The organism is Allomuricauda sp. XS_ASV26, assembly GCF_041224615.1.
GTDB classification, from domain to species: Bacteria; Bacteroidota; Bacteroidia; order Flavobacteriales; family Flavobacteriaceae; genus Flagellimonas; species Flagellimonas alginolytica.
On sequence record NZ_JBGFGK010000028.1, the window covers coordinates 302195 to 317441 of the forward strand.

Here is a 15247-nt window from a genome sequence, read left to right on the forward strand (position 1 = left end):
ATTATGAGCAAAAGAGACGAATTGATCGAGAAGTACGCAGAAGACATCAAAAACAAATTTGGACAGACTCCGGACATGGATTTTCTGACCAAGGTGGCCATAGGGTTGGGTCCGGCCATCTATAACTTGGACGCCTCCAAGGTATCAGGTTCCGATGATAAGGAGCTGGAAACGGTTAAAAACAATTTTTTGATCAAAAAATTGGGGCTGGCCGATACGCCGGCACTAATGGAATCGATCAAAAGTGTTATCGATTCATACGGTCAATCTGAAAAAAACAAACATCGTGCGGTAATTTACTATATGTTGGCCAAACATTTCGGTAAGGAATCCGTTTACAATTAAGCGTCCACAAAACTAAATTATAAGCTGTCCTTGTTAAGACAGCTTTTTTTATACCCATTTTTTACAGCTACCTTTGCCCTATGATAGAATTGGGAAATTACAATACCCTTAAAGTGTTAAGGAGCACGAGTATAGGTCTTTTTTTAGGTGATGATGAAGGAACAGAGATTCTTTTACCGAATAAATATGTTCCGTCCGATTTTGAGATTGATCAAGAAATGGATGTGTTCTGTTATTTGGACAATGCGGAAAGGCCTATTTCTACTACCTTAAAGCCGAAAATCGTACGTAACGGATTTGCGTATTTAAAAGTGGTCGAAGTCGGGGCATACGGTGCTTTTTTGGATTGGGGACTGGAGAAACATTTGCTTGTTCCCTTTAGGGAGCAATCCCACAGAATGGAAGAGGGCCAAAGCTATGTGGTACATTGCTATATGGATGAGGAAAGTATGCGACTTACCGGATCTAGCAGAGTAGATAAATTTTTATCCAACGAAAGCGTTGCGTACGACCAGAACGATCAGGTAGATCTTTTAATTTACCGTAAGACCCCTTTGGGGTGGGAAGTGATCGTGGATAACCGTCACAAAGGTCTGGTTTTCGATAGCGATATCTATAGGCCTTTAGAAATCGGTGAACAGGTCAAAGGTTATGTAAAAAGTGTGCGAGATGATAAGAAGATAGATATCTCGCTGCAACCCATTGGGGCAAAAATGTTGGAGCCTACGGCAAAATTTATCTTTGATAAACTTGTAAAGAACAACGGATTCTTGCCCCTGCACGACAAGTCGTCCCCTGAAGAGATACAGCACACACTGCACATGAGCAAGAAGGCATTTAAAAAAGGCGTTGGTATTTTATATCGTCGACGAAAAATCGATATTCAGGACGATGGGATCCATTTGTTGGGAGACTAGATCGGAATCTGGATTTTTGTGTTTAATGCAGCTCTAAAGTTTTTTTCTTTAGTTAAATATTTTATTTTTGTGAAGATACAGATTAACTTATTGGTTGTTATGCTCTTAGCATGACGCATAATTATAACCCCCTCCAGGATATGCCTTTTATTGAAGAAAGCGATTTGTTGGACCTTCATAAGGATATAGATAAGGCCCAAATTATCAACGAAAGACTCCTTGATCAGATAAAGTACAAGAACAAAGATCTTCGCAAAATTAAGTTACAACGTAACATCCTTATGGGATTTGTTGGATTATTTGTAATTGGTGCGCTGGCCATCACTTCGTTCACTGCAGGCCTTAGCAGCAAACAATCTTTTGAGAACCAAGGAAATCTTTTGGTATCCATAGACAGCTTGGATGTGATCAAGGCCAGGATAGACAATTTAAAATCCCAAAACGAAGAGCTTAGCTTGGTAAAGGAATTTTACTTGGCCAAAGAGTTTTTGAACAAGGAAATGATCTATTCCGTACAAGTTAAATCGTTTGTGGAGAATAATGTAACACTTGCGTCCGAGGCATTGACCAATACATTATTTGTAAAAACCAACCCTTTTTATGCGTATTCTTTGGGTAATTTTGAAACCTTGGAGGAAGCTCAAAAATTTAGAAAACAACTGGTACAGATGGGGTTTGACGATGCTTTTGTAGCTTCTTATAAGGATGGTCAAAGAGTTAAAATAGAAGATCCGTATTAATCTTGGGAAAAACAAAGGCTTGGATACAGGCCGCTAGACTGCGCACACTACCTTTATCTTTATCGGGCATTATTGTGGGAACTGCTTTGGCCAGTTTACACGCTCAATTCGAATTGTCCATATTTATTTTGGCCCTTTTGACAACTGTAGGTTTTCAAGTAACCTCCAATTTTGCCAACGATTACGGAGACGGGGTAAAGGGTACCGATAACGAAGATCGTGTTGGTCCTGCAAGAGCTTTGCAAAGTGGCACCATCTCACGAACATCACTCAAAGCAGGGGTAATCATTTCTGCCCTAATAAGTTTGGCCATAGCAGTAGTTCTCATCTATTTAGCTTTTGGGTCGGGTAATTTCGCCTATGTCCTCGTTTTTTTGGTCCTAGGCCTGTTAAGTATTTGGGCATCCATTAAATACACGGTAGGCTCCAACGCTTATGGCTACCGAGGATTGGGAGACCTTTTTGTATTTCTTTTTTTTGGATTGTTAGGTGTATTGGGCAGTATGTTCTTATACACCAAAACCTTGGAATGGCCTTCAATTTTACCAGCAATTTCAATTGGGCTATTATGCGTGGCCGTGTTAAATCTGAACAACCTTAGGGATGTGGTATCCGATAAAAAGCATGGTAAGAACACATTGATCGTTAAAATGGGATTTGAGAATGGCAAACGCTATCATCTTGGTTTGATTTTTACCGCGCTGCTATGCTTTTTAGCTTATATAATTGTAATTGGTTTTGACTGGAAACAATCCTTTTTTATGCTGGCGTTTGTTCCATTATTGATTCATTTGCGAACCGTTATGACCACCAAAGAACCTGTTCGGTTGGACCCCGAACTTAAGAAAGTGGCGTTGAGCACCTTTTTGTTAGCGGTTTTATTCTTCATTTCAGTCAATATTTTTTTGTAAATTTGACTTACAACCAAATAAACTTTAAGGAACTTGGAACATCCGATAAAAATTTTGATCGTAGAGGACAATGTTATCATCGCTGATGATATGCAGTCCATGTTAGAGGAAATCGGCTATGAAATTGTTGATAATGTCATAGTGTACGAACAAGCGGTAGATGTGTTAAAGAACAACCATGTTGATTTGGTACTTATCGATATCATCTTGGCCTCGGACAAAACAGGTATAGATCTAGGTAAGCATATTCGCGAAACGTACAACATTCCATTCATCTTTGTAACCTCGAACTCGGATCGTGCAACAGTGGAAAATGCCAAAACGGTTAAACCAGATGGTTATTTGGTAAAACCTTTTGAACAACAAGATCTCTATACATCCATAGAAATTGCACTGTCAAATTTCAATTATGCCAAAAAAGGCGCGGAAAAAGTTGAGGAGAATCAAGAAGCAGCCGACGAAATCACATCGAACTCTGTATTAAAAGATTCCATTTTTGTAAAGAAACAACACTTGTACTACAGGATTCAGTTTACCGACATACAATTTATCAAGGCTGATAATGTGTATTTGGAGGTTAACACTGTGGATAAAAAGTTTTTGGTACGGTCTCCCTTAAAAGATTATTTGGAGAAATTGCCCAAGAACAAATTTTATAGAGCCCATAAATCATATATCGTAAATGTGGACCATATTGATGCCATCAATTCAAAAGATATAATGATCAACAATAATCTTATTCCGATCTCCAAGGATTTTAAGGAGTTTATTCTTTCATCAATGAACAGTTAACGTTCCCCTTAATCAAAGAATAGAATGAGGTGCCCTTTAGGGCACTTTTTTTTTGGCAATGCCATCAAGTTTTGGGGTTACCACAACTTTTGGTAGGTTCACAACAATAATTTTCTCCCTTTGGAGCCTACCGCTACTTTAGCAGTGTAATAATCAAGAAAGTAATTTTTTCATTTTCATATAGTGTTCTCGTAAAAGGGTCTTGTTCTAAAAAACAGGGCCTTTTTCAATTTTAAGCGCCTCTGTCCTGTTCGGATTTATCCATAAAAAGCACAAAACATCGATAAATTACCCATATACCTATGTTTTGTATTGTTTCACAACAGAAAACATAGGTTTCACAACAATAGTGGGCAACTCTCTCCTTTGGGATTTAATTTTGTGGACAAACTAACGTTCTTTATATACCCCATACATTGCAATTCAGTTGGATATTCCATTTATTGGATTGGAGTGCTATCGGGACAATAAAGGAAAAAAGGGCACGATAATAATATAGGACCGCCTCTGGAGTGGTCACTGTATCAATTTAATTAATGGGACGTTACGTAATTTTATTTACCTCAGTATTTTTTATTTTTTTCTATGCTGCATCGGGGCAGGACCTTGCCTTTGATGAAGAAAGCAAACTGAAAGAATTTCAGGATACCGATCTACCATCACAACGATTCGATGTATTTTTTAATTCATTGGATCGCTATAACGTGAACTCTGCATACGATTGGTTGGATACCATTAAAATTTATTTGTCCAACGCACAAAAAACAGAGGACACCACAGCTACACGACTATACAAAGTAATGCAGGCCCAAGTGTACAACGATCTGGGGGAATACGACAAAAGTACCGCGTTGGCCAAAGAGCTGTACGACATCAAAGATTCACTGGATACCGATTCAAAAAAGGTGATTTTGGATGTGTTGGACGATAATTATGCCAACCTACAGCTGTATGACAAGCAAATAGAGATCCGAAAGCAAAAGCGTGAACTGGGCATTACGAACAATGTATCATTCTACGATATATATAGTAACCTTGGACTTTACCGAAAAGCAAGGAACCAATATATTATGGAGGTTAAGCCTACCATTGCGGACAACGACTCCTACGGTTTGGCCAAGTATCATAGCAAAGTTGGGAATTACCTTAGATTGGACGATTCCGCTCCAACCGCACTGAGCGAACTAAAAAAAGCGAATCACTACTTGGGCGTTTACATGAACGATATCACCGCCCAAAAAAGTGCATCGGATATGTTCGAGAGCGAGCTGTTAAAGGCCGAGATCGAAGGAAATATAGCCAAGTGCCATGTAATGATGGGCAATTACGAAGATGCCGTGCCACTTCTGCAATCCAGCATCGAAACCTTGACCAAATCACCTTATAACAAGGATAAAACCGAAGTTGTGGACAACACGCTTTTCTTGGCAGAAGCCAATTTGCAAATGGAACGCTTTTCCGAGGCCAAAAAACACCTCGATACGGAGTTCGACAACATATCGGTACTACAAACGATAAAGAAGAACAGTTTGTTGGCCGCTTTTTATGATAAGGTCGAAAACTTTAAGAATGCATCCATCTATTACAAAAGAAACGAAAGGATCAAGGATTCTCTGGCCAAAAAACAATCGGCACTGATAAAACAACAGCTGGTAACCATAGTAGCCAACGAGGATTTGGAAAATTCCCAAAGATTGATAGATGAGCAAAAAAAGATAAACGAATTGGCCCGCAGCGAAATGAAAGCCAAAGATGAGCGTATTAATTTGGTATTTATTTCACTAATATTTACCCTTTTAGGTTTTGCGGGATTGGTGTATGCTTATTTAAAGAGTATAAAAAACCAACGGTTAATTGCGGAGCAGAAGCATATTATCGAAAACTCGTTGGTCGAAAAGGATTCCTTACTGAAAGAAATTCACCATAGGGTGAAGAACAATCTACAGATGGTTTCCAGTTTATTGAGCCTACAGACCAAGAACACTCGGAGCAAAGCGGCGATCGTTGCCCTTGAAGAAGGAAAAAGTAGGGTAAAGGCCATGGCATTGATCCATCAAAAATTATATCAGAACGATGATCTTTCGGTAATAGAAATGCAAGGCTATATTGAAAGTTTGATCAATAGCGTACAATCGGTTTATAAAAAGGGAGGGCACAACATCAGTATTACCATTGATGCCGAAGGAACCGAACTTGATATTGATCGCGCTATTCCTTTTGGATTGATTTTAAACGAGTTGGTTTCCAATTCGTTTAAATACGCATTTCCCGAGAATGACGAAAATGGGAAAATCTATATCCATTTGCGCAAAAATGGGGACCAAGGATATTTTGAATATACCGATAATGGTATAGGGCTCCCGGAAGATAGCGATGAGAGGGCACACTCCTCGATGGGACTGCGATTGATCAATAGATTGGTGAACCAGCTTCAATCCAAGCTCAATGTGGACAGAGATCAAGAAGGGGTTCGGTTTTGGTTCAACTTTAGTTGATCTATCTTACCCGACTTTTTAAAACCATTTTATGCAAAAGTTTAGGAAAGAATCTCTTAAGATAGATTCCTTTTACTTCTTTTCCGCCAACATAAACTTCAAATTTATCTTTTTCGATGGCCTTGATCATTTTTTTGGCGGCCGTTTCGGGATCAATCCCATTTTGCGTGGCAACGTCGTCCTCTTGTTGTGGAGAACCATCGGCCGTTAACGCATTTTTTGCAACATTGGTACGCACAAAGCCAGGGCAAACCAAGGTAACGTTAATGCCATCTTTTTCATGCTCCATTCGCATCACATCAAAAAAACCATGTAATGCATGTTTGGCGCCACAGTAGCCCGAACGATATGGAGAACCAAATTTTCCCATTAAGCTGGTAACAGTTACAAAATGTCCGGATCTGTTACGGATAAAATGAGGAAGGATCGCCTTGGAGAGCGCCACAGTGCCCAAATAATTAATAGTGATGAGCTGTTCATAAACGTCCAGCTTGGTATCCATGATCAACGATCGTTGGCTTATTCCGGCATTGTTGATCAATATATCGACCTTCCCAAAAAAGGAAATTGCCATTTGGGCCAAATGCTCCATTTTGTCAAGATCTTGTAGATCCAATGGAAGAACGGCAATGTTATCTGTACCTCCGCATAATTCCTTTACCTTTTCAAGTTCGCCCTTTTTCCGAGAGGACAAAATTAGGTTGCAGGATCGCGAACCTAGTTCCAGGGCCAGACTTTTTCCAATTCCAGATGATGCCCCGGTAATCCATATCGTTTTTCCATGGATACTTCCCATAACTCCTTTTTTAGATTTAAAATATACTTAAATTTGACCTACTTCATGAAAGCAAGCTATAAAAAGTACACCCTCGATTTTAAAGTTCCCAGCGGAACCTCCCGTGGGGTAATGATACAGAAGGAAACTTGGTACATTATATTGCAGGACCATGCAAAACTAGGTGTAGGCGAATGTGGCATTTTGCGGGGTTTAAGTGTGGACGACCGACCGGACTACGAAGAAAAACTTGCTTGGACCTGCCAAAATATACACATGAACAAGGCGGAACTCTTATTGCAATTAAAGGAGTTTCCCTCTATTCAGTTTGGCGTGGAACAAGCCTTATTATCCTTTCGATCACCAAATTGCTTTGAATTGTTCCCTTCGGATTTTACAAAAAACGAATCCCCGATCCCAATAAATGGTCTTATTTGGATGGGAAATGTGGATTTTATGTTGCGGCAACTAGATCAAAAATTGAAAAATGGTTTTCGCTGTATAAAAATGAAAATCGGAGCAATCGATTTTGATAAAGAAGTAGCCCTACTCAAATCCATAAGGGAAAATTTTTCACCTGAAGAAATCGAACTTCGTGTGGATGCCAACGGTGCTTTTTCACCAGCCGAAGCCATGGAAAAGCTCCAAATACTATCAACCTTTAATATTCACTCGATTGAACAGCCCATAAAAGCGGGACAATGGGAAGCAATGGCGGAATTATGCAAAACAACACCATTGCCCATAGCTTTGGACGAGGAATTGATCGGTATTTTTGATGTAACAAAAAAACAGGAATTACTACAAACCATACAACCCCAATTCATTATTTTAAAACCGAGTTTGGTGGGCGGAATAGGGGGGAGCCGTGAATGGATAGAACTTGTCGAAAACAAAAATATAGGCTGGTGGATTACCAGTGCGTTGGAGAGCAATATTGGGCTCAATGCCATTGCACAATTTACCTATTCGTTGAAAACAACAATGCCTCAAGGTTTGGGAACAGGAAGTTTGTTCACCAACAATATTGAGAGTCCGTTGGAGGTATCGCAAGGCAAATTATATTACCGACAAGCAAAGGACTGGGATATGGACTTAATAAAAAACATATGTATATAGAGCAAGGATATAAAGGTAACGAAGGACTTTGGAAGTATTTGGTGTTGCCAATTGGATTTATAGCATTTATGGTACTCAATTATATTACTACCATAAATTCTCCGATAAGTATGGAAGATGCCATGCAACAGATTATAGATCGATTCGGAACAAACCTTGTATTGATTATACTTTTGGCACCTTTGGTGGTTGGCTTTTTTGTTGTGTTGGGATGGACACTATTGGTTCATCAACAATCCATTACCTCACTTACTACATCACGCAAAAAGATTGATTGGAAACGTATTTTTTATGCGTTTGGTTTATGGGGGGGCATTACCATTTTACTCACTGGAATAGGTATTTATTTTTCACCTGAAAATTATGAGCTAAACTTTAATTTGGGAAAGTTCATCCCGCTGGCTATTATAGCCGTATTGCTGATTCCTTTGCAGACCAGCTTTGAAGAATATTTGTTCAGGGGCCATATGATGCAGGGTATAGGGTTAATGGCTAAGAATCGATGGGTCCCGTTGATAATTACTTCCACCTTGTTTGGGTTAATGCATGCTGCCAATCCAGAGGTTGAAAAATTGGGCCCCGGTATAATGATTTATTATATAGGTACAGGTTTCTTCTTGGGGATTTTAACTTTAATGGATGAAGGGCTTGAACTTGCGCTAGGTTTCCATGCGGCCAATAATTTAATAACTGCGTTGTTGGTTACTTCCGATTGGACTGCGTTCCAGACTGACTCAATTTATAAGGACGTTTCTGAACCAGTGCTTGGTTGGGATGTGTTAATTCCTGTTTTTGTGATCTACCCCATTCTTTTATTTATTTTCTCCAGGAAATACGGTTGGAAGAATTGGAAGGACAAACTATTCGGTCGTGTAAAGACCAAAGAAGAATTTGTAGCACTGACCGATGGTAGATCCGACTTGGCGTAACATACATCCAGAATTTCGTCTTAATGGAGGCTTCTTCGGCGTACAACAATTGGAGGAACTTGCCAATAACTTAAAACAAGAAAAAGCATTTAAAAAAGATATCGGGGCGTTCTTATTGGATTGGATATCCAACTCTGAAACATTAAATGTGAATACCTCGGGTTCTACCGGAAACCCGAAAACCATTCAGCTCAAAAAAGAGCATATGGTAAATTCCGCTTTGGCCACAGGAGAATATTTTGATTTAAGACCAGGTCAAAAAGCACTTTTGTGTTTGCCTTGTACCGGAATTGCCGGTAAAATGATGTTGGTTAGGGCCATGGTTCTCGGATTGCAACTGGATTTTGTTCAGCCCACATCGAGCCCTTTGTCCAAAATGGACAAAACTTACGATTTTGTGGCCATGGTTCCCTTACAGGTTAAAAATTCCCTGCCCCATTTACAAAGAGTGAGAAAATTGATAATTGGCGGTGCCCCGGTGGACTTACAGTTGAGGGAGCAATTGAACCAATCGCACGTGCAAGCTTTTGAAACTTATGGAATGACGGAGACCATAACCCATATTGCAGTAAAACCCGTCAGCGGGAACACTTTAAAGTACTTTGAGGCACTTCCACATGTAACTGTTTCACAAGACAAAAGAGGATGCCTTGTAATTGATGCTCCAAAAGTTACCGACACAAAAATCATAACCAACGACCTAGTTGAGCTCTTAAGTGATACAACTTTTATTTGGGTAGGTAGATTCGATTCTATCATAAATTCCGGCGGTATAAAATTGATGCCCGAAAAAATAGAGGAAAAACTGGAATCACTCATTTCCTCTCGATTTTTTGTCTCAGGTTTACCAGATAAGATATTGGGTCAAAAATTAGTGCTCGTGATCGAAGGAAATCCTTCGGACGAACAAGAACTGATCAGAACTATTTCCGGTTTAAAGGAATTATCAAAATATGAAGTGCCTAAGCAAGTTTACTTTGTAAAAACTTTTCAAGAAACAACGACCAAGAAAGTTGATCGTAAAAAAACCTTGGAACAAGTTATTTAAGTTTTGTATTTTCAGAACGTTAAATAATCAACCATGCAAAAAATCTTCAACCTTACTTTTCTACTCTTGCCTTTTATTGTTTTATCCCAACAAATCCTGCCCGAGGCGGAACGTGCTCGTGTGGTGGATGAAATTCTTGAGGAACGATTCACCGATTTGCTTCCTAAATTAATGGATGATACGGGAATAGATATGTGGGTGCTTATATCCAGGGAATATAACGAGGACCCAGTCCTAAAAACCATGCTTCCGGCCACATGGCTGAATGCCCGTAGACGAACCATTCTGCTTTTTTATAGGGACCAGGAAAACAATACCATGGATAAATTGGCCGTAGCACGTTACAATGTAGGCAAAAGTATTATCTCCGCTTGGGACAAGGACAAAGAGCCAAACCAATGGAAACGATTAATGCAGTTGATTTCCGAACGTGACCCTAATACGATCGGTTTAAATTTTTCTAAAGACCATAATATAGCGGATGGTTTGGATAAGACCGATTTTGATGAGTTTATGGCCAATCTTCCCAAAAAGTATCACTCACGGGTAAAGTCGGCAGAGCAGTTGGCCGTTAGATGGATAGAGACACGTACTGCTCGGGAAATGACAATTTTCAATCAACTCGTGGATATTACCCATGATATAATTGCAGAAGCTTTTTCAGAAAAAGTAATTACGCCGGGAGTAACCACAACCACCGAGGTAGAATGGTGGATGCGTCAAAAAGTAACAGATCTTGGTTTAGAGACCTGGTTCCATCCCACTGTGGATGTTCAACGCACCAGTGAAGAATTGGTAAGCCATTTATATTCATTTTCCGGAAGGCCAGATGACGAAATTATACAACAGGGAGATTTGTTGCATTGCGATTTTGGGATAAGCTACCTTGGTCTTAATACTGATTGTCAGGAATTGGCCTATGTTTTAAAACCAAAGGAAACCGAGGCCCCAACATTTTTGGTAAACGCCCTGTACGATGGTAACCGAGTGCAGGATTATCTAACCCAGAACATGGTAGCAGGAAGGGTAGGCAACGACATTTTGGCCAAGGCCTTGCAAGATGCCAAAAACGCCGGACTGCGACCAGCAATATACACCCATCCATTAGGAAGTTATGGCCACTCCGCAGGTACTACCATTGGCATGTGGGATGCCCAAGGAGGTGTTATGAAGGACGATGGAGAGAATTACCCTTTAAATCCAAACACGGTGTACGCCATTGAGTTGAATACCACTGTGAATATCCCGGAATGGAATCGCGATATACGAATTATGCTGGAAGAAGCTGGCTTTTTTGGGGAAAACGGATTTCGTTATGTTAATGGTAGACAAACAGAGCTAATGCTGATTCCTAGAGTAAAAGATCATTTGGGCAACTAAGATCAATGCATGAGAAAAAACTTTTCGATAATTGCGTTCCTGACTTTTATATTGGTATTTTCCCAAGAGAATACCGATACCAAGATCACTATTTGTTGGGACACTTCTTTTTCCATGTTGGAGAGGGATATTGAAAAGGAGTTTGAAATATTGGATAAAATATTCCACCGTTCACCCGAACTGAGCGTACAACTTATTCTATTTAATACGACCATTGAAGAACGGTTTTTTGAAATTTCCGATGGCAACTGGAACGAGCTTAAAGAGGTGTTGACCCATTACAGAGCAGATGGGGGCACCATTTATAATGGCCTGTCCGAAACAATTAAGAATGATCAGGTTTATTTTTTTAGTGATGGCAACGGCCTGCTGCCCAATGTAATCTTACCGGTTAAGAAAGGGAACGTAATTATCAATACAGTGCCGACCAGAAATGTGGAGGTACTTAAAAAATCTGCATTGATAGGTAACGGACGATTAATGGATTTTGCGGCCATGTTACCAAAAAATAGGGAAAGTACCGTAAATGATCCACCATTAGAAAAAACCATAAAAGGTAAAGTTTACATAGACAATGTTCCACAAACTGATATTGAAATCAGAGTAACGGGGAGTCAAGAGATTTATAAAACAGATGCTACTGGAGCTTTTACAATACCTAGTATTCCGGGCGATTCGATTTTAATATCGAGTAGGTCCTTTAAAACCATGAAAAAAATCCCCATTGGATATTTTTCAGATAATCTGGAAGTATTTTTAAATTCAAACATAACTGCGCTCGAAGAAGTTTTTGTTTCGGAGAATCGTGTTGAATCCACCTCTAAGGATATGGTGGAAACCGGAACGGGTCTTAAAAACAAGGAAGGTATAGGCTATGCAGTGCAATCTATTGGAAGTGAAGAGATAACGCCCATACAAACCGATTTAAACCAAAGCGTTCAAGGGCGGTTTTCCAATGTGAATTTAAGCCGAGATCAAGACTTGACACAATTTAAGGGAAGAAGCAACAATACGTTGCTGGGCAACACTTATGGCCTTGTGGTGGTGGATGGCATCCCTATACAACAGTCGGATTCGTCCTCCGGTTATGCTGCCGATGCATCTTTTATTGACCCAAACAATGTTGCAGAAATTACGGTTTTAAAAGGGTTGGCCGCAACGAACAGGTATGGGTCATTGGGCAATGCAGGTGTTATTTTGATCACCACTAAAAACGCCCTAAAATCAAAAGGAGCAGGTGGGAGTGTAAATTCGGCACTTGTCCAAAACAATATTTACGATGCAAAATCTAAAATTGTACACCGAGAATCTGGGATAATCAAAACATTGAAAAATGCCCAAAACGTAGAGACAGCATACAATAAGTATTTAGAACTTAGAAACTTCAATTTGGATAATGAATCCTTCTTTTTGGACAGTTTTGAGTTTTTCAAGGACAAGGATGCAAATGTGGCCACCCGGATAATCTCCAATTTACTGGAGCTGAATCCCAAAGACATACATTACTTAAAATTGGTCGAGCTTTCCTCACGAGGTTTAAACGAACTTGAATTGGCCAACTATCTCAACAAGGCCATTTATACAGCCGACCCAACAGCGCTACAACCGTTTTTTACCGAGGCCCAGATCTATTTTGAGAAAGGAGAGTACCAAAAAGCGCTAGATGCATGGGCTACGTTGGCCAAAGGTGGTGCTTATGGCACCATGCAGGTAGATGCGATCAAAAAATCCTTGAACCGAGAAATTAAAAATCTTGTTTTTCAAAAGCGAACTCTACTCAATGTAACCAAATTGGATGATATCTATTTTAATAACGAGAAGGTCAATGTTCGTTTACGTTTGGAGTGGAGCAACCCCAAAGCCGAATTTCAAATTCAATTTGTAAATCCCCAGAATAGATATTTCAACTGGGAACATACTGCCATGGAAGATACGAATAGAATTGCCAACGAAGTTAACCTTGGTTTTGCCATGGAAGAGTTTGAGGTTTACGATGACTTAAAAGGACTCTGGCAGATCAATATCAACTATCTGGGCAATTTGGACAAGGCCAATACGGACCCCTTGGTACTGTTATGTACCGTTTATACCGATTTTGGCTACCCATCCCAGTCGAGGGAAGTAATTTGGTTGTACGTTGACCAACAAAATAACAGAAAAGAAATAGTATCCTTTAAAAATTAAGGATTTCTATTTTTTAAATGAGCCATGGAGGTGATCTATGGTTTACTGATATATTTTGTAATTTTAGTAAACCTCTAATATTCAAGTTGCTATGAGAATACTACTTTGTACTGGACTGTGTTGCTTTTTTACGATAATTACCGTTGCCCAAAAACAAATAAACGGCCGTATTATGGACGGAGTTTCTTATTTGCCGGATGTATCGGTAACCAATCTAACTTCGGGTCTTGGGACTACCTCCGATGCAGAGGGCAGATATCAAATTAAGGCCAATCCCAAAGAGGAACTTAGGTTTACCTATTTGGGTATGGATACGGTTTCTATACTTGTTGAGGATGTAACACGCATTTTGAATGTTACCATGAACGCAAATGTGGAAGAGTTGGAAGAGGTAACGGTAGCAGCAAAAAAAAGAAAAACCTATCAAGAGAAAATCCTGGATTACCACAAGAACAAGAACCTGATAAAAACATATTTCGGATTTCTGGACAAAGAGACTGCTAATTTCTCACTTCGAATTGCAGATGAGGACGATTTTAAAAATGCGCCTACGATCAATTCTGTTATTTGGGGAAAATTTGCCGGGGTACGGGCCGTATGTGACCCAATGAGTGATGAACTAGTGGTTAGTATGAGGGCAATTCAAAGTATCAACAATGAGGCAACGGCTGTGTTCGATGTTGATGGACAAATCATGACCAAGGTTTATTGTAGTTGGCTTTGGGGCAATGTAAAAAGAATGGCTTTTATCCCCTCTGTTTCGGCGCTTTCCAAATATGGCACAATAGGCGTAGGTGGAGTGGTGGTGATCAATACCATTTCGGGAACAGATCTGCCTAGGGAGAACAATGGAGAAATTTATGATCAAGCAAGATTGCGCAACAATATATATCGGGACAACGCCTTGGACGGCAAGGTGGTGTTCAATAATGCTCCTCAATATTTAAAAGACTTAAATAGTGCATCGGACAAAGGGGAGGCCATAGCTATTTATAAGAAAACAGCAGTAAAATATAGTGCATCTTACCACTTTGTATTGGAGAGTTATCGTTATTTCCACGATATATGGAAAGATATCGGATTTGCCGATAATATATTGAAGGAGCATGCAAGGTTGTTCAACAACAACCCAGTGGCATTAAAGTCGTTGGCCTACGTTCTGGAATCCCAGCAACGTTATAAAAAAGCCCATGAAACTTATAAAAAGGTCTATATTCTTCGGCCGGACTACGCCCAAAGTTTTATAGATATGGCGAAAAGTTATCGAAACTTGGGCGAAGCTAAATCGGCCACAACCCTTTTTGCAAGACATGCATATTTACAGAAAGAAGGATTATTGCCCAAGGATACGCTGGATTTGTCCAGAATTATGAAGAGAGAGCTGTACAATATTTTTACTTTGGACAATGGTTCCATGCAGATTGAAAACCGAAAAAGGTATAAGTACAACGAGGAATTTTCATCTAGATTGGTATTTGAATGGAACGACTCCGAAGCTGAATTCGATCTACAGTTTGTAAATCCCAACAATCAATACTTTAATTGGAAGCACACCCTTGCAGAGATGCCGGAACGAATTCGTTCGGAAAAGGAACTGGGCTATTCGATGGCC

13 protein-coding genes are annotated in these 15247 nt (G+C 39.7%); 12 read left to right on the top strand and 1 reads right to left on the bottom strand.

Annotation, left to right across the window (positions count from 1 at the left end; all coding sequences use genetic code 11):
- Window positions 1-3: 3 nt before the first annotated feature.
- From AB9K32_RS04380 to AB9K32_RS04405, 6 genes are all read left to right on the top strand, one after another.
- The gene (locus AB9K32_RS04380; protein WP_224837281.1) at window positions 4-345 is read left to right on the top strand and encodes a DUF2853 family protein; all 342 of its coding nucleotides are present in this window, start codon (window positions 4-6) and stop codon (window positions 343-345) included.
- Between the two features lie 80 nt (window positions 346-425).
- Entirely contained in the window at window positions 426-1262 is an 837-nt protein-coding gene (locus AB9K32_RS04385; RefSeq protein ID WP_369884471.1) for a S1 RNA-binding domain-containing protein, read from the top strand.
- A gap of 140 nt (window positions 1263-1402) precedes the next feature.
- Window positions 1403-2002: an SPOR domain-containing protein gene (locus AB9K32_RS04390; RefSeq protein WP_252079641.1), complete on the top strand. Its 600-nt coding sequence runs from the start codon at window positions 1403-1405 to the stop codon at window positions 2000-2002.
- 2 nt (window positions 2003-2004) lie between these two features.
- Window positions 2005-2913, top strand: coding sequence for a 1,4-dihydroxy-2-naphthoate octaprenyltransferase (gene menA, locus AB9K32_RS04395; RefSeq protein ID WP_369884472.1), 909 nt, complete (start codon window positions 2005-2007; stop codon window positions 2911-2913).
- Window positions 2914-2946: 33 nt separating this feature from the next.
- Window positions 2947-3705: a LytTR family DNA-binding domain-containing protein gene (locus AB9K32_RS04400; protein WP_224837284.1), complete on the top strand. Its 759-nt coding sequence runs from the start codon at window positions 2947-2949 to the stop codon at window positions 3703-3705.
- A 536-nt stretch (window positions 3706-4241) separates the two neighbouring features.
- Window positions 4242-6200, top strand: coding sequence for a histidine kinase dimerization/phosphoacceptor domain -containing protein (locus AB9K32_RS04405; protein ID WP_338194847.1), 1959 nt, complete (start codon window positions 4242-4244; stop codon window positions 6198-6200).
- 1 nt (window position 6201) lies between these two features.
- On the opposite strand, the gene AB9K32_RS04410 is transcribed toward AB9K32_RS04405, so the two are convergent.
- Window positions 6202-6996, bottom strand: coding sequence for an SDR family oxidoreductase (locus AB9K32_RS04410; protein WP_369884473.1), 795 nt, complete (start codon window positions 6994-6996; stop codon window positions 6202-6204).
- Between the two features lie 45 nt (window positions 6997-7041).
- Between AB9K32_RS04410 and AB9K32_RS04415 the strand changes: the two genes are divergently transcribed.
- From AB9K32_RS04415 to AB9K32_RS04440, 6 genes are all read left to right on the top strand, one after another.
- Window positions 7042-8094 (top strand): o-succinylbenzoate synthase, encoded by a 1053-nt coding sequence (locus AB9K32_RS04415; protein ID WP_369884474.1) that lies wholly within the window; start codon window positions 7042-7044, stop codon window positions 8092-8094.
- Window positions 8085-9023, top strand: coding sequence for a CPBP family intramembrane glutamic endopeptidase (locus tag AB9K32_RS04420; RefSeq protein ID WP_252079646.1), 939 nt, complete (start codon window positions 8085-8087; stop codon window positions 9021-9023). Before AB9K32_RS04415 ends, AB9K32_RS04420 begins: the two co-directional genes overlap by 10 nt.
- Window positions 9001-10071, top strand: a complete 1071-nt coding sequence (locus tag AB9K32_RS04425) for an AMP-binding protein (protein WP_369884475.1) — start codon at window positions 9001-9003, stop codon at window positions 10069-10071. Before AB9K32_RS04420 ends, AB9K32_RS04425 begins: the two co-directional genes overlap by 23 nt.
- Before the next feature lie 33 nt (window positions 10072-10104).
- The gene (locus tag AB9K32_RS04430; protein ID WP_293295334.1) at window positions 10105-11451 is read left to right on the top strand and encodes a M24 family metallopeptidase; all 1347 of its coding nucleotides are present in this window, start codon (window positions 10105-10107) and stop codon (window positions 11449-11451) included.
- 9 nt (window positions 11452-11460) lie between these two features.
- Window positions 11461-13635 carry a TonB-dependent receptor plug domain-containing protein gene (locus AB9K32_RS04435; protein WP_369884476.1) on the top strand — a complete coding sequence of 725 codons (2175 nt, stop codon included), beginning with the start codon at window positions 11461-11463 and terminating at the stop codon, window positions 13633-13635.
- Between the two features lie 91 nt (window positions 13636-13726).
- The coding region (locus AB9K32_RS04440; RefSeq protein WP_369884477.1) for a carboxypeptidase-like regulatory domain-containing protein at window positions 13727-15247 on the top strand (1521 nt) is incomplete at its 3' end.